Origin of the sequence: Pandoraea sputorum (assembly GCF_000814845.2) — a bacterium.
Lineage (GTDB): Bacteria > Pseudomonadota > Gammaproteobacteria > Burkholderiales > Burkholderiaceae > Pandoraea > Pandoraea sputorum.
In genome coordinates this window covers 3,036,650-3,052,504 of the sequence record NZ_CP010431.2, presented here as the reverse complement: position 1 = coordinate 3,052,504, position 15,855 = coordinate 3,036,650, and the positions used below count along the sequence as shown (strand labels likewise).

At 63.6% G+C, this 15,855-nt stretch carries 13 protein-coding genes; 8 read left to right on the top strand and 5 right to left on the bottom strand.

The genetic code is table 11. The features are described 5' to 3' along the window. Positions 1-112: 112 nt before the first annotated feature. Together NA29_RS13400 and NA29_RS13395 are read right to left on the bottom strand one after the other, a co-directional pair. A complete protein-coding gene (locus NA29_RS13400; RefSeq protein WP_039403430.1) occupies positions 113-547 on the bottom strand; it encodes a universal stress protein in 435 nt (144 codons plus the stop codon). Positions 548-852: 305 nt separating this feature from the next. Beyond that, entirely contained in the window at positions 853-1,800 is a 948-nt protein-coding gene (locus NA29_RS13395) for a LysR family transcriptional regulator (protein WP_052252916.1), read from the bottom strand. Between the two features lie 234 nt (positions 1,801-2,034). On the opposite strand from NA29_RS13395, the gene aceB reads away from it, so the two are divergent. Together aceB and pip are read left to right on the top strand one after the other, a co-directional pair. Beyond that, the gene (aceB, locus tag NA29_RS13390) at positions 2,035-3,630 is read left to right on the top strand and encodes a malate synthase A (protein ID WP_039398779.1); all 1,596 of its coding nucleotides are present in this window, start codon (positions 2,035-2,037) and stop codon (positions 3,628-3,630) included. Positions 3,631-3,965: 335 nt separating this feature from the next. Beyond that, positions 3,966-4,904, top strand: coding sequence for a prolyl aminopeptidase (pip, locus tag NA29_RS13385; protein WP_039403428.1), 939 nt, complete (start codon positions 3,966-3,968; stop codon positions 4,902-4,904). A 125-nt stretch (positions 4,905-5,029) separates the two neighbouring features. Here pip and NA29_RS13380 read toward each other — a convergent pair whose 3' ends face one another. After that, positions 5,030-6,916 (bottom strand): DEAD/DEAH box helicase, encoded by a 1,887-nt coding sequence (locus NA29_RS13380; RefSeq protein WP_052252915.1) that lies wholly within the window; start codon positions 6,914-6,916, stop codon positions 5,030-5,032. 466 nt (positions 6,917-7,382) lie between these two features. Between NA29_RS13380 and tsaB the strand changes: the two genes are divergently transcribed. The 4 genes from tsaB to NA29_RS13360 are packed head-to-tail and all read left to right on the top strand — an operon-like array spanning position 7,383 to position 10,795. Beyond that, positions 7,383-8,144, top strand: a complete 762-nt coding sequence (gene tsaB, locus NA29_RS13375) for a tRNA (adenosine(37)-N6)-threonylcarbamoyltransferase complex dimerization subunit type 1 TsaB (RefSeq protein ID WP_039403424.1) — start codon at positions 7,383-7,385, stop codon at positions 8,142-8,144. After that, complete coding sequence (gene rimI, locus NA29_RS13370; protein ID WP_039398777.1) at positions 8,144-8,623, top strand: ribosomal protein S18-alanine N-acetyltransferase; 480 nt, start codon at positions 8,144-8,146, stop codon at positions 8,621-8,623. Before tsaB ends, rimI begins: the two co-directional genes overlap by 1 nt. A 37-nt stretch (positions 8,624-8,660) precedes the next feature. Further along, positions 8,661-9,719 (top strand): uracil-DNA glycosylase, encoded by a 1,059-nt coding sequence (locus NA29_RS13365; RefSeq protein WP_371328975.1) that lies wholly within the window; start codon positions 8,661-8,663, stop codon positions 9,717-9,719. Then, the gene (locus NA29_RS13360; RefSeq protein WP_052252914.1) at positions 9,680-10,795 is read left to right on the top strand and encodes a DUF1853 family protein; all 1,116 of its coding nucleotides are present in this window, start codon (positions 9,680-9,682) and stop codon (positions 10,793-10,795) included. Before NA29_RS13365 ends, NA29_RS13360 begins: the two co-directional genes overlap by 40 nt. A 72-nt stretch (positions 10,796-10,867) precedes the next feature. On the opposite strand, the gene thiD is transcribed toward NA29_RS13360, so the two are convergent. Together thiD and lplT are read right to left on the bottom strand one after the other, a co-directional pair. Continuing rightward, positions 10,868-11,710, bottom strand: coding sequence for a bifunctional hydroxymethylpyrimidine kinase/phosphomethylpyrimidine kinase (gene thiD, locus NA29_RS13355; RefSeq protein WP_052252913.1), 843 nt, complete (start codon positions 11,708-11,710; stop codon positions 10,868-10,870). A 1-nt stretch (position 11,711) separates the two neighbouring features. Continuing rightward, complete coding sequence (gene lplT / locus NA29_RS13350; RefSeq protein WP_039398774.1) at positions 11,712-13,004, bottom strand: lysophospholipid transporter LplT; 1,293 nt, start codon at positions 13,002-13,004, stop codon at positions 11,712-11,714. Between the two features lie 338 nt (positions 13,005-13,342). On the opposite strand from lplT, the gene alr reads away from it, so the two are divergent. Further along, the gene (gene alr, locus NA29_RS13345; protein ID WP_039403417.1) at positions 13,343-14,413 is read left to right on the top strand and encodes an alanine racemase; all 1,071 of its coding nucleotides are present in this window, start codon (positions 13,343-13,345) and stop codon (positions 14,411-14,413) included. Positions 14,414-14,435: 22 nt separating this feature from the next. Then, on the top strand, positions 14,436-15,809 hold the full coding sequence (gene radA, locus NA29_RS13340) for a DNA repair protein RadA (protein WP_039398772.1): 1,374 nt from the start codon (positions 14,436-14,438) through the stop codon (positions 15,807-15,809). Positions 15,810-15,855 lie beyond the last annotated feature (46 nt).

Here is a 15,855-nt window from a genome sequence, read left to right as displayed (position 1 = left end):
TGCGCTGCACGCCTGAACGAGAAAAGGCTCGTGAGCGTATCCCGCTCACGGGCCTTTTTTCATCGTGTCGACGATGTCGATGGCGTCGGGGCCATCCGCTTCATCAACGCAATCAACGGTACACGAGGACCGGAATCTTCGAGTGCACGAGCACGCGTTGCGTCTCGCTGCCGAGCAGCAGACTGGTGAGGCCACGCCGCCCGTGCGAGGCCATCAGAATGACGTCGCACCCGTGACGTTCCGCTGCGTCGATGATGCCCAGATAAGGGGCGGGGAAGGTCGAGCTGTCGCGGTCGAAGGGCACGCCCGCTGCGGCGGCCGCCTGGGCGAGACTGTCGAGATGCGCGCAGGCTTCTTCGGCAATGCGTTCGCTGAACGTAGCCGGTGCTTCGAGCACGTATTCGCTGAAAGGGGAGTAGGGATATTCGGCGAGACAGCAGTAGCCGGTGACTCTGGCGTTCAGGGCGCGGGCCAGTTCGAGCCCGCCCGTCACAGCCTTTTGGGATAGCTCCGAGCCGTCAGTCGGAATGAGGATGTGGGTAAACAACATATGACCTCCCGCAGTTGGCGTTGCTGAACACGCGTTCACAGGCTCGCGCAGGTATCACGGTCTTGCACCCAGTCCGCTGTCTTGCAGCTTCCGATGCCTGCCGAGCATCGCCTGCGGACCCTTCGCTTCGATTTTATGGCTTTGGCGCGACGCAACAACGGGGGCAAACCCGATATTGAGAGGGGCTATCCGCAGCAAACGTTCCTCGTACGTATCTCGTCGAGGACTGGCCTGCAGTCCGCGCCCCCGCTGGCCGGGCGTCTCGCGTCATGCGTCAAATCGACGCGCGCGGATGCGTGCGTCTACGCGCTTTGGTGCACGCTTTCGTGCAAATTTTGAGACGCGTCGTCTTGCCAGTACGCCGAGCTGCCGTAGTGATGCCTGAGATGGTCGATGAACAGGCGCACACGCAGCGGCAGGTGACGGCGCTGAGGAAACACGGCGTGGATGCCGATGGGCGGCGCGGCGAATGCATCGAGCACCGTCGTCAGCCGGCCAGCGCGAATGTCGTCGCCCACCTCCCACCACGAGCGCCACGCCAGTCCGTAGCCCTCCAGGCACCAATCGTGCAGCACCGCACCATCGGTGCATTCCATCGTCCCGTTCACGCGAATGGTGACGACTTTGCCGTCTTTCGCAAAGGTCCAGCCGCGCTGCTGGTTGGCGGTCGAGCCGAACGCGAGGCAATTGTGATCGGCGAGGTCGTCGAGCGACTCGGGACGGCCGTGCGCAGCGAGATAGTCGGGGGACGCCACGCACACGCGCCGGTTGTCGCCGAGACGCAGTGAGACGAGGCTGGAGTCGGGCAACTCACCGAGCCGGATGGCGCAGTCGAAGCCCTCGTTGACCAGATCCACAAGCCGGTCCGACAGATCGAGGGTGACGGTGACGTCCGGATGCGAAGCGATGAACACCGGCAGCAGCGGGGCGACGTGGCGTCGCCCGAACCCGGCGGGGGCAGACAGTCGCAAATGCCCGCTGGCTTTCACGCCTCCGGCCGACACGGCCGCTTCGGCGTTGTGCATCTCGTTGAGAATGCGCTGGCAGTCCTCCAGAAAGGCGGAGCCTTCGAAGGTCAGCGTCACGCGCCGGGTGGTGCGTACGAGTAGCTTCACGCCCAGCCGGTATTCGAGCGCGTCGATACGCCGTCCGATCACGGCCGGGGCCACGCCTTCCAGCGCCGCAGCCCCGGATAAACTGCCCCTGGCGGCCACGGCAACGAACGTTTCGATTTGTTTGAAGCGATCCATGATCGCGATTATGTACTAAAAAGTCATAGATAAAGTGATTTCTATGCATCTTTATGATGATCGGCATCAATAATAAAATCGGCGGGCAATGCTGTCGGATCGCGCGATCCCCCCGGCATTGACGGAAGTGCGCGTCCTACACGCCCGATGAGGTGTGAGGGCCCTGTGCAAAGCCCCTGAAGTCCCTTCCTTGCGGCGTGCTTCCGAACATAAACAAGCTGTTGGAGATCCCTGATGCCTTTGAGTCTGCCCCCAGGCATGCAACTGCATGTCGACGCCACTGATATCCGTCCCGAATACGAAGCCATTCTGACCCCCGAAGCGCTGGCGTTCGTCGCGAAGCTGCACCGCGCGTTCGAGTCGCAACGTCAGACGTTGCTCGCCGCCCGTGAAGCGCGCGTGGCGCGTCTGGATGCCGGTGAAGTGCCCGATTTTCTGCCTGAGACGCAGGCCATCCGCGACGCAGACTGGCGTATTGCACCGCTGCCGGATGCCCTGCAGTGCCGGCGCGTGGAGATCACCGGGCCTGTCGAGCGCAAGATGATCATCAACGCGCTGAACTCGGGTGCGGACAGCTACATGACCGACTTCGAGGACTCGAACACCCCGAACTGGCATAACCAGCTGCAAGGGCAGATCAACGTGCGCGACGCCGTGCGCGGCACCATCAGCCTCGAGCAGAACGGCAAACGCTACCAACTTGGCGATAAGGTCGCGACGCTGATCGTGCGACCGCGCGGTTGGCACCTCGACGAAAAGCACGTGAGCGTGGACGGCGTGCGCCTGTCGGGCAGCCTGTTCGACTTCGGCCTGCACTTCTTCCACAATGCCAAGACGTCGCTTGAGCGCGGCTTCGGTCCTTACTACTACCTGCCGAAGCTTGAGAGCCATCTTGAAGCGCGTCTGTGGAACGACGTGTTCGTGCTTGCGCAGAACGAACTGGGCGTGGCGCAAGGGACCATCAAGGCGACGGTGCTCGTCGAGACGGTGCTCGCAGCATTCGAGATGGACGAAATCCTGTACGAGCTGCGCGAGCATAGCTCGGGCCTGAACGCGGGCCGGTGGGACTACATCTTCTCGTGCATCAAGAAGTTCAAGGTCGACGCCGACTTCTGCCTCGCCGACCGCAGCCGCATCAACATGACGGTGCCGTTCATGCGCGCTTACGCGTTGCTGCTGCTCAAGACGTGTCACCGTCGCAATGCACCTGCGATTGGCGGCATGAGCGCGCTGATCCCGATCAAGGGTGATCCGGAAGCGAACGAAAAGGCGATGGCCGGTATTCGCAGCGACAAGGCGCGCGATGCGACCGACGGTTACGACGGTGGTTGGGTCGCGCACCCGGGGCTGGTGCCGGTCGCGATGGAAGAGTTCGTGAAGGTGCTGGGCGAGCGTCCGAACCAGATCGACAAGCAGCGCGACGACGTGAGCGTCAAGGGCCGTGATCTGCTGGAGTTCAAGCCGGAAGCGCCGATCACCGAAGCGGGGCTGCGTAACAACATCAACGTCGGCATCCACTATCTGGGTGCCTGGCTGGCGGGCAACGGTTGCGTGCCGATCCACAACCTGATGGAGGACGCTGCCACCGCCGAGATTTCGCGCTCGCAGGTCTGGCAGTGGATCCGCTCGCCGAAGGGCAAGCTCGACGACGGCCGCAAGGTCACCGCCGAACTGGTGCGCGAACTGATTCCGCAGGAACTCGCTAACGTCAAGGAGCTCGTGGGGCAGGTCGCACCGACGTACGACCGCGCCGCCGTGATCTTCGAGACAATGAGCACGAGCGAGGGCTTCGTCGACTTCCTCACGCTGCCGCTTTACGAAGAGGTTTGATGGTCGAGTTTGCTGTCATGCTGAGCGGATCGCGGGCAGCATGACGGTACGACGATCAGATGCCGGAACGGGAGAAAGACAACGCAATGGGGCGATGGCGACATCGTCCCATTTTGTTTTGCGCGTGCTTTGTCTTGTCTGAGTCGCCGCGCTACACTGAACTTTGAGGTGCTGGTCCTCGTCCTACTCGTCCACGTTTTGAGAGGATGCCGATGTCGCCCGATATTCCAGAGGTTCCGGAGACTTCCGTCAATGCTTCCGACACCGCTGCGCCGATGCACGCGCCTCGCGGACCCGGCAAGATCGTCGAGGAAATCCCGGCGTCGCCACGCCGTTTGTATCCCCACATCGAGCCTTTCGAGTCCGGCATGCTCGATGTCGGCAACGGGCACAACATCTATTGGGAGCGCTGCGGCAATCCCAGGGGCAAGCCGGCGGTGTTCCTGCACGGCGGCCCCGGTGGCGGCTGTTCGCCCGATCACCGTCGCTTGTTCGATCCTTCGAAGTACTGCATCACGTTGTTCGATCAGCGCGGCTGCGGACGCTCATTGCCGCACGCAAGTCTCGACCACAACACGACATGGGATCTGGTCGACGACATCGAAGCCTTGCGCACGAAGTTTGGTTACGCGCAATGGCTCGTTTTTGGCGGCTCGTGGGGCAGTACGCTTGCGTTGGCTTACGCGCAGGCGCATGTGAGTCGTGTGAGCGAACTGGTTGTTCGCGGGATTTTCACGGTGCGCCGCGAAGAGCTGCACTGGTATTACCAGAAGGGCGCGTCCTGGTTGTTTCCGGACCGTTGGGAAAAGTTTCTCGCACCGATTCCGCTCGAGGAGCGAGGGGATCTGATGCGCGCGTATCAGAAGCGACTCACGCATCGCGACGAGTCGGTGCGCATCGAAGCGGCGCGCGCATGGAGCATGTGGGAGGGCAGTACGATCACGCTGCTGCCGGACGATCAGTTGGCCGAAGCGTTCGGCGATCCGCATTACGCGATTGCATTTGCGCGCATCGAAAATCACTACTTCGTGCACGACGGTTTCCTGAAGCCGAACCAACTGATCGGGGGCGCACATGCGTTGCGCGACGTCCCCGGCGTGATCGTGCAGGGACGCTACGACATGGCGACGCCCGCCCGCACCGCGTGGGAGCTTCACAAGGCGTGGCCTGAAGCTGACTTCTACTGGGCACCGGATGCCGGACATGCCTTCAGCGAGCCGACGATCCTGCATTGGTTGATCGAAGCGACGGATCGGTTCGCTTTGGAGGACTGATGACGCGCAGCCTCGAATCGTAGGAACAAAACAAAACCCCGACGTCGACGATGGCCGTCGATGCCGGGGTTTTTGTCGATTCGCGTAAGACGGGAGATTATCCCGTCTCGCCGATATCCGTTGGCTTAGTCGCCGCGACGCTTGTTGTAGCCGCCGCCGTTGCCACCGTAGCCACCGTTACCGCCGTTGCCACGATTGCCGCCGAAGCCGCGATCCTGACGTTGGCCGTCGAAGCTGCGGGTGCCACGGTCCTGGCGATAGCCGCCTTCAGACGGACGACCACCTTCGAACGAACGCGGGGCGCGATCCTGACGGTTGCCGTCAAACGGACGCGGCGAGCGACGCTCGAAGCGATCCGTTGCGCTACCGTTCGAGAAACCGTTGCCACCCGTGTTGCCACCTTCGGCTTGCTGGTAGCCACCTTGGTAGCCCGTGTTCTCGCGACGCTCGAACGTACCGGCCGGCTTGTTGCCGCCGAAACGTTGACCGCCCTGATAGCCGCCGCCGTTGCCACCACCGTAGCCGCCGCCATTACCCTGACGCGGGCCGTTGTTGCTCCAGCGGCCGCCACCGTTGCCCTGACCATGACGCGGACCGCCACGGCCCGGACCCCCCGGACGCTTGCCGCCAGCGCCAGCCTTCGGCGGCGAGCGGCGCGGCTCAAAGCCCGCCACAACGTTCACCGGCAGCGGCTGACGCGTGTAGCGTTCAATGCGCTTCACCGCACCGATTTCAGCGTGTGCGGCGAGGCTCACGGCCACGCCACGACGACCGGCACGGCCCGTACGGCCGATTCGGTGCACGTAGTCTTCTGCGAACTTCGGCAGATCGTAGTTGAACACGTGCGTGATACCCGGCACGTCGATGCCGCGAGCGGCGACGTCCGTGGCCACCAGCACGCGAACACGACGCTCGCGCAGGGCGCGCAGCGTACGGTTACGCACGCCTTGCGGCATGTCGCCGTGCAGTGCGGCGCTGTCGAAACCGGCTTGTTCGAGTTGGTCGGCCAGCAGGTCGGCGTCGCGCTTGGTCGACGTAAACACGATGGCCTGGTCGAGCGAATCGTTGCCGAGCAGGTGCGTGAGCAGACGGTCCTTGTGGGCGCGGTCGTCCACATAGTGCAGCGTTTGCTCGATGTTTTCGTTAGTACGCTGGTCGCTACCGCGCGTGATCTCGATGGTTTCCGGATCGCGCAGCAGGCGACGCGTGATTTCACCCATACGGCCGTCGATGGTTGCCGAGAAGAGCAACGTTTGACGTGCTTCCGGCGTGGCGTCGACGATGGTCTGGATGTCGTCGATGAAGCCCATGTCGAGCATGCGGTCGGCTTCGTCGAGCACCAGCATCATCAGTTGCGACAGATCGATCTTGCCGCTGGAGATGTGGTCGAGCAGACGGCCCGGCGTCGCCACGATGATCTCCGGCTGCTTCGCCAGCATTTCGAGCTGACGCGGGTAGGGCATGCCGCCCAGAATGCTCACCGTGCGCAGGCGGCGCAGTTGCTTGCCGTAGGTATCGGCAGCGGTCGACACCTGTTGTGCCAGTTCACGCGTCGGCGTGAGCACGAGCAGCAGCGGTTGCGCGGCGACGCGGCGCACGCGCTGGCCCTTGCGGGGCTTCTCGCCCGGGGCAGCCGGCTGGTTGCGCGGATGCGCGGCCGGTGCGGTGCGGGCGCTCAGCTCGCCGCTGGCTTGCATTTCTGCGAAGCGGTGGATGGCCGGCAGCATGAATGCGGCCGTCTTGCCCGAACCCGTGGGGCTCGACACCAGCAGATCGCGACCGGCCAGCGCGGCGGGAATCGCACGCTGCTGGACAGGCGTCGGGTGGGTGTAACCGGCGGTGGTCAGGGCGGAGAGAATGGCTTCGTTCAGGCCGAGTTCGGCGAACGTGGGCTTGCCGTCGTTGTTGTCGGCAGTAGCGACTTCAACAGATGCGGCAGCGCCGTTTTCATTTTCTTCGGACGACGGGAAATACGTCTGCGCGATGGCAGACCGCTTGGAAGGCTGTTCCATGAATCCTCTTGCGGATTAAGGGTTATGTCGGGGCGTTGGCGCCAATCGGCAAACCCAATTCGTCGCAAGCAGGAAGCAAATCGCGGATGGGGCAGAAAGCGGATCGAAATCCGTATCGTAAGCCGGGGGACGGTGGCGGGTCGTTCCTAAGAACGCCAGTACCGGCAAGAACTACAGCGGCTTATCACAGGATTGGGGCAAAACGCAGTTTTTCGTCGCCAGGCGGGGTAACACTTGGTGCCCCGCGAAGCGAAGCGCGGATTATATACCCATTTCAGAAAAAATGCACGTTCGGATTTGCACGGAGTGGTGAGGCGTCTGTGGAAGGGCGCTCTGCGGCGGGGCAAATGCACCGCAAACCGGCCCGGGGCGTCGTCAGGCGTCCGCTGGCATGCCCCGGTATTCCTTGCGGGCCATCCCTTCATCGCGCTGGATCGCGCGCCGCGCCGCCGATTACAATAGCGCCATGTCATCGATTACGCTTCTTGCCCTCGATACCTCGACCGAGTTCTGTTCGGTCGCCGTGTATCGCCATGATCCCGCCAGCGGCGCACCGGCCCTTATAGCCGAACGCCATCTCGACACTGGCCCGGTTTCCAGTACGCACATTCTTCCCGCCGCCCGCGAGGTGTTGCGCGAGGCTGGCCTGACGCTGGCCGATTGCGACGCGATTGCCTTTGGCGCGGGGCCAGGTTCGTTTACCGGGCTGCGTACAGCCTGTGGTGTAGCGCAGGGGCTGGCGTTCGGTGCCGGGTTGCCGGTCGTCCCCGTGGGCACGCTCGTCGCCTGTGCCGAAGCGGCGCGCGCCATGCGCGTGGGCACGCAGCGCGTGCTCGTCGCGCTCGACGCGCGCATGAATGAAGCCTACTGGGCCAATTACGTCTGGGACGACGCGACGGGCGACTGGCGGGAAGTGCAGGCACCGTCATTGGATGCCGCCGAACAGGTGCGCGCACCGGACGCCGAATTCGTCATCGCAGGCAACGCCGTCGCGGCCTTCGGCGAACGTCTGCAGGCGAGCGCGCAGGCGCAGGCCGTGCTGGCCGATGCCATGCCGCGCGCCCGTCACGTCGCCGAGCTCGCCGCCCGGGCATTCGCTCGCGGCGAGGCCATCCCGGCCGATCAGGCCATGCCCGTCTACATCCGTAACAAAGTGGCGCAGACGACCGCCGAGCGCGAAGCCATCAAGCAGGCAGCGGCGCAGGCGAGCGGCAAGGGGGTGTCCTGATGCGGCAGGCTGGACCGAACCACTATTTGCCGATGACACCGGCAGACCTCGACGAAGTCGTCGCGGTCGAAGTGCGCGCGTACCCGTTTCCGTGGACGCGCCAGAACTTCGCGGATTCACTGGATGCGGGGCATCAGGGCGTTTGCCTGCGGGCGGTCGACGGTACGTTGCTCGGCTATTTCTTGCTGATGCCGGTCGTCGACGAATCGCATCTACTCAATGTCTGTGTCGTGCCCGAAATGCAGGGCAACGGGCTCGGCGTGCAGTTGTTGCAGGAGATCGTGCGTGTCTCGCGTGAGCAGGGCATGGGCGGCGTGCTCCTGGAGGTGCGTCCGTCCAATGTGCGCGCGTTGCGCATTTACGAGCGTTTCGGTTTCGTGCAGATCGGCCGGCGCAAGGGATACTATCCGGCGAGTGGGCGTCGTGAAGACGCCATTGTGATGCGCCTGTCGTGGGAGACCGATCGTGCCGTGGCCTAAAGCGATTCTGGAAGAGTTCGGGCTGTGGCCGGTATGGATGTCCAATGATGCTGTGGCGAATGCAGCTCATACGGCGCAGTCCGCCGGTGTTGCGGCTGCGGCGTCTGCCGAGCATGGCGACGTGGCGACGCTCGATGCGCCGGGCGCTGCACAAGGTGACGACTTGCCGCCGTGGGACGTCACACCGTCGGCGGTGCCATCAGGCGCGCCGGTGAGTGTTGCGCGTCCTGCCGCTGCTCGTCCGTCCGCGTTCGACGATGCGCCTGCCCGTCCTTCATCTGCCACACTTCCCACACCCCCCGCGCCGCGCGACTTCGCGCCGGCGCCGGTGGCACGGGAGACTTCGCGTCGCGCCTCCTCCGACATGCCGCCCGACGACATCCCGATGTGGCTTGACAGCGAAGGTAACGGCGATGGCGATGCCGCCGCCGATGCCGCGCTGTGGTCGATCGTGCGCGATGCGGGCGAGGACGCGCCGTCGCGTCCCGCATTGCCGGGCGTGGAGACGCTGGACTGGGAAGCGCTCACGGAGCGCGTTGCCGGTTGCCGTTTGTGCGGTTTGTGCGAGAAGCGCACACAGACGGTCTTCGGCGTTGGCGACCGCGAGGCCGACTGGCTGCTGGTGGGCGAAGCGCCCGGGCAGCAGGAGGACTTGCAGGGTGAGCCGTTCGTCGGTCAGGCGGGTAAGCTGCTCGATAACATGCTCAGGGCGTCGGCGTTGCGGCGAGGCGAGAACGTGTATATCGCCAACGTGCTCAAGTGCCGTCCACCGAACAACCGCGATCCGGAACCGGCGGAAGTGGCGAGTTGCGAGCCTTATCTGAAGCGTCAGGTCGCGTTGCTCAAGCCGCGCGTGATCGTGGTGATGGGCCGCTTTGCGGCACAGAGCATTTTGCGCACGCAGGCGAGCATCGCCAGCTTGCGCGGACGCGTGCATGAGTACGAAGGGGTGCCGGTGATCGTGACGTACCATCCGGCCTATCTGTTACGCAGTCTGCCCGACAAGGCCAAGGCCTGGACGGATTGGTGCCTGGCGCGGGCTACCTATGAGGCCGTGTGCGAATCGACTCCGGACCACAAGCCTACGGCGAACTGATCGAAACGCTGCGCGAGGCGCCGGTGCGCGACCTCGCGTGGTTATTGCTGTCCGCCGATCTGCTCAGTGCCGCCCGATTCCCGGCGGCACTCGCGCACTTCAACGCCGAACCCGTCTTCCCCTCTCAAGTCCTTCACGACTGGCTGCTCGCCTGTGATGCCGATCCCGCGCCGTTGCATGAGATGCTGGCGCGCGGAGAGAGCCACCGTCTGGGGCGCTATGCAGAGCAATTGCTGCACTTCGCGTTGCTGCATAGCCCGCAATTCGATCTGCACGCTGCCGGGCTGCAGGTTCGCGACGCCCGGCGCGGCAACATGACGCTTGGAGAGTGCGACTTTCTTCTGACGCGTCGCGCCGATCGCCAGTTGTTGCATTGGGAACTGGCCGTGAAGCTGTATCTGTTCGTTCCGCCGGAATCATCGGATATGGCGGATATGCCGGGCGCGCCGGGTACGCTCGACGAGCGCGCGCTCCAGTTTCGTTGGCTGGGCCCCAATCTCGCCGACAGTCTGGCAGACAAGGTGGCGCGGTTGCTCGGTCATCAATTGCGCCTGACCACGCTTGACGCCGCACGCAGTGCACTCCCTGCCGACGGGCCGTGGCTGCCTCAGGTGTATCTCAAGGGATGGCTATTTCATCCGCTCGGGCAGCAGGGGCAGCTGCCGCAACTGGTGTCCGAGGGGCATGGCAGAGGCTGGTGGGCGACGCCCGATGCGTGGTGGTCGCACGCGCAGTCGGCGTCGTCGCATCAGGCGTGGGCCATGCTGCCGCGCGCGCGCTGGCTTGCGCCCGCACGCGTCGAAGCTTCGGCGGTGCTCTCGCTGGAGGCCATGCGCGCCCGCATCGAGACGCACTGGCATGAGCGAGGCGTCGCGGAGCCGCTGCTGCTCGTTGCGTTGAGAAGAGGTGTTGGCGGGGAGGCTGACGGGGCCTGGTTCGAATGCGAGCGGGGTTTCATCGTCCCCGACTTCTGGGCACCGCGTGCACGGCATCGCATCGAAGAACTCAGTGAGCGGGCAGACGCCGCTGCGCGACGCGCACTGGCGCAGAGTGCCGACGCCGCGCCATCGCTCTGACGCTGGATCGGGCGACTGCGACACGACCGTACGGCGCATCGGGTGCGCCGCATCCGCTTCTTGATCTTGCGCTCAGTCTTTCGGCCAGACGGCGTGGAAGTGGTGGACCGGCCCAATGCCTTTGCCGATCTGAAGTTCGTCGCTGGCGGCAAGCGCGCCGTTGAGATACGCCTTTGCGTCGCGCACGGTGTCCGACCAGCCGTTGCGACGCGGGCGGAGTGCGGCGAGCGCAGCGGAGAGCGTGCAGCCCGTGCCGTGCGTATTATGGGCAGCGATGCGCGGCGCGTTGAACCGCTCGACGCCAGCCGCACTCACGAGCCAGTCCGGGCTCAGATCTCCCGCCAGATGCCCCCCTTTGACCAGCACGTTGCGTGCGCCGAGCGCCCGCAGTGCCTGTGCCTGGCGCTCCATCTCGGCTTCGTCCGTCGCGGCTTCTACCCCCAGCAATGCTGCCGCTTCCGGCAGATTCGGCGTGATGAGATCGGCCAGCGGCAGCAGTTCGTCGCGCAAGGCTGCGACCGCATCCGGTTGCAGCAGCGCGTGGCCGCTCTTCGAGATCATGACCGTGTCGAGCACGACGAAGCGCGGCTTGTACTGACGCAGCCCGGCGGCCACGGCGCGCACGACATCCGCGTTAGCGAGCATGCCGAGCTTGACGGCATCGACCTCCAGATCCTGAAAGACGGCGTCCATCTGCGCCGTCACAAAACTTGCGGGCGGCGTGTGAATACCTGTCACGCCCTGCGTGTTCTGTGCGGTGAGCGCCGTAATCACGCTGGCACCGTAGGCACCGAGGGCGGAAAAGGTCTTGAGGTCGGCCTGAATGCCTGCGCCACCGCCGGAGTCAGAACCGGCGATGGTGAGGGCGATGGGAATGGACGACTGACGTGCTTGGGAAGGCTGCCGCAAATTCATATCAATGCTTGACTTCGCCAATGAGCGCGACCGAATCGAATTCGCGCTGATTGGCCTGATGACGCTTCATGACGAGCCACATCGTGCCCGACACGAACAACCCGAAGAGAATGATCACGACCCCGACCGGCACATTGAACCAGATCAGCAGTGCGTAGAGGCACAACATGATCAGCACCGACAGGTTCTCGTTGAAGTTCTGCACGGCGATGGAGTGACCGGCCGAGAGCAGCACGTGGCCACGGTGCTGGAGCAGGGCATTCATCGGCACCACGAAGAAACCCGCGAGCGCGCCGACGATGATCAGGAAGATATACGAGACGATCAGATACAGCGGCACCTTCCATTCGGTGCCCCAGGGCAGCAGGTCCTTCGAGAAGAACGCCATCGCCATGACGGCAATCCCCATGGCAATGCCGACCGGTAGCACTGACAGCGAGCGCTTGAGCGGAATGCGCGAGGCGGCGACGACCGCGCCGATGGCCACACCCACAGCCGACACGGCTTGCAGGATCGCGCCTTCGGAAAGCGTCATGCCGAGGGCTTTTTCGGCCCAGCGCAGCACGATGAACTGGAGCGTCGCGCCGGCTCCCCAGAACAGCGTCGTGACGGCGAGCGAGATCTGGCCCAGCTTGTCGCGCCACAGCGTGACGAAGCAATCGGCGAAGTCGGAGATCAACTTGATCGGATTGCGTTCCTGACGCGCATAGCGTGCGCCGGTATCGGGAATACGCAGATTGAACAGCGCGGCAATCACGTAAATGCCCATGATGATGATCATCGCGGCCATCGCCGGCGAGCTGATCACCTCAGGGGTGTGATGCAGCACCCATGCGGATATGTGCGGACTGATAAGCGCACCGCCGAGTACGGTGCCGAGAATGATCGAACTGACGGTCAACCCTTCGATCCAGCCGTTCGCCGCGACGAGTTTCTCGGCGGGCAATAGCTCCGTGAGAATGCCGTACTTCGCAGGTGAGTACGCCGCTGCGCCGAAGCCCACCACGCCGTACGCAATCAACGGATGCGAGCCGAACAGCATCATCATGCAGCCCACGACCTTGATCGTGTTGCTGATGAACATGACCTTGCCCTTGGGCATCGAGTCGGCGAATGCACCGACGTAGGCGGCGAGAATGACGTACGAGAGAACGAAGAAGAGTTTGAGCAGTGGTGTCATCCACTGCGGGGAATGCAGATCCTTCAGGAGTGCGATTGCGGCAATTAGCAATGCATTGTCGGCCAGCGACGAAAAAAACTGCGCGGCCATGATGGTATAAAAGCCTTTCTTCATCGGTACTTGAGTCGATCCCGTGCGGCGTAAAACTTGCGTGTCTCGGTTGTCGGAATCCGCGGTATCCCGTCAGGGATACCCATACGGGAAGAAACCGGGCTTAAACACAGGGGTATCTGCGCTCATCGGCCATGCAAAAGTCGCTAATGGACCGTATGTTCGGTCTTGAAGCCCCCGTGCCGGGCGCCCGGTCGCCCTCGGTCTGAGACCGATATTGTTATCGGGAAAAAGATTTCGGCAAAACAAGTTGTGCGCACGGCTTTATAACACGAAAATATGCCGATGCGTTATGCCGCCGGCCCATGCTGGCGCAGCTTCTCCTAAGATTCGATCCTGCCATGCCTCGTCCAATCAAAGCTTCGATTCATACCGCAGCACTCGCCCATAATCTCGATGTCGCCCGCCGTCACGCCCCCAACAGCAAAGTCTGGGCGGTGGTCAAGGCCAATGCCTACGGACACGGCATCGAAAACGCTTACCCCGGATTGCGTGACACCGATGGTTTCGGCCTGCTCGACCTCGATGAGGCCGTGCGCCTGCGAGAGCTGGGCTGGGCTGGTCCGATCCTGCTGCTCGAAGGGTTCTTCAAGCCCGAAGACCTCGCCATCGTCGACAAGTACGGTCTGACGACCACGGTGCATAGCGACGAACAGTTGCGCATGCTCGAGACCACGCGGTTAACGAAGCCGCTCAATATCCAGCTCAAGATGAACTCCGGCATGAACCGCCTCGGTTTCGCGCCGGAGCGCTTTCGCGCCGCGTGGGAGCGCGCACGTGCCATCCCCGGTGTGAGTCAGATCGTGCTGATGACGCACTTCTCCGACGCCGACGGCGAGCGGGGCATCGCGCACCAGATGGAGACGTTCGAGCGCGGCGCTTGCGACGTGCCGGGCGAGCGCAGCCTGTCTAACTCGGCCGCCACGCTGTTCCATCCGACTGCGCATGGTGCGTGGGTGCGCCCCGGCATCATGCTCTACGGTTCTTCGCCGAAGGGGTTGGAAGTCACGGCCGCGCAACTCGACCTTCAGCCGACGCAGACACTCGAAGCCGAACTCATCGGCATTCAGGACGTGCCTGCCGGTGGCTCAGTGGGCTACGGCAGTTCGTTCGTTGCGCAGACGCCGATGCGCGTAGGCACCGTGGCATGTGGTTATGCCGACGGCTATCCGCGTGTCGCGCCCACGGGTACGCCGATTCTGGTGGACGGCGTGCGCACGCGCACCGTTGGCCGCGTATCGATGGACATGTTGTCTGTCGATCTCACCCCGGTGCCGCAGGCGCGCGTGGGGGCGTCCGTTACCTTGTGGGGGCGCGGCCTGTGCATCGACGAAGTCGCCGCCTCGGCTGGTACGCTGGGTTATGAACTGATGTGTGCGGTGGCGCGTCGCGTACCGATCCACGCCGTCTGAACCGCGCGACAGGATTGCCTGCATGGCTAAAGCCAAGACCGTCTATATCTGTACCGAGTGCGGTGGCCAGACCCCCAAGTGGGCTGGCCAGTGTCCCAATTGCAATGGCTGGAATACGCTCGTCGAATCGGTAGCGGAAGCGTCTACCGGTCATCGCTATCAATCGCTGGCCAAGAGCACGCCGATTCGCAAACTGGCGGAAATCGAAGCCTCTGATGTACCGCGTTTTTCCAGCGGCGTGAGCGAATTCGATCGCGTGCTGGGCGGAGGTCTCGTCGCGGGCGGTGTGGTGTTGATCGGCGGTGACCCGGGGATCGGCAAGTCGACGCTGCTGCTGCAATCGCTCGCGCATCTCGCGCGTGAGCGTCGGGCGTTGTATGTGAGCGGCGAAGAGTCCGGCGCGCAGATTGCGTTGCGTGCGCAGCGGCTCGGCCTTGGGGCGGCTGGCGAGGGCGGTGGCGAACTCGATCTGCTCGCCGAAATCCAGCTTGAGAAGATTCTCGGTGCGATCGAATCGGAAAAACCCGACGTCGTCGTCATCGACTCGATTCAGACGATCTATTCCGAAGCGCTGACGTCGGCCCCGGGATCGGTCGCGCAAGTGCGAGAGTGCGCAGCGCAACTGACGCGCACCGCCAAGCAGAGTGGCGTGACGGTCATCATGGTCGGCCACGTGACGAAGGAAGGTAGTCTCGCCGGGCCACGCGTGTTGGAACACATTGTGGACACGGTGCTTTACTTCGAAGGCGATACGCATTCGTCGTATCGTCTGGTGCGCGCGTTCAAGAACCGCTTCGGCGCTGTGAATGAGCTGGGCGTGTTTGCAATGACGGAAAAGGGGTTGCGTGGCGTGGCCAACCCGTCGGCGCTCTTCCTCTCGCAGCATGAGCAAAGCGTGCCTGGTTCGTGTGTGCTGGTGACGCAGGAGGGCACACGGCCGCTGCTCGTCGAAGTGCAGGCGCTGGTCGATACTGCGCAGGTGCCGAATCCGCGACGTCTGGCCGTGGGTCTGGAGCAGAACCGCCTGGCCATGTTGCTGGCGGTGATGCATCGTCATGCGGGCATCGCCTGTTTCGATCAGGACGTGTTTCTGAATGCCGTCGGCGGTGTGAAGATTACCGAACCGGCTGCCGACCTGGCGGTGTTGCTCGCGATCCATTCGTCATTGCGCAACAAACCGCTGCCACGAGGCATCGTGGCGTTCGGGGAAGTGGGGCTTGCCGGGGAAATCCGGCCGAGTCCGCGCGGTCAGGATCGTCTCAAAGAGGCGGCTAAGCTGGGCTTCTCGATTGCGATCATTCCGAAGGCAAATGCGCCGAAGCAGCCGATCGACGGGCTGGAGGTCCATGCCGTCGACCGTCTGGAACAAGCCATCTCGGTGGTGGCAGGACTGTAGTTCACGTTCGTCGTAGCGTCGAACGACGCGTCGGCGCATCGTGTGC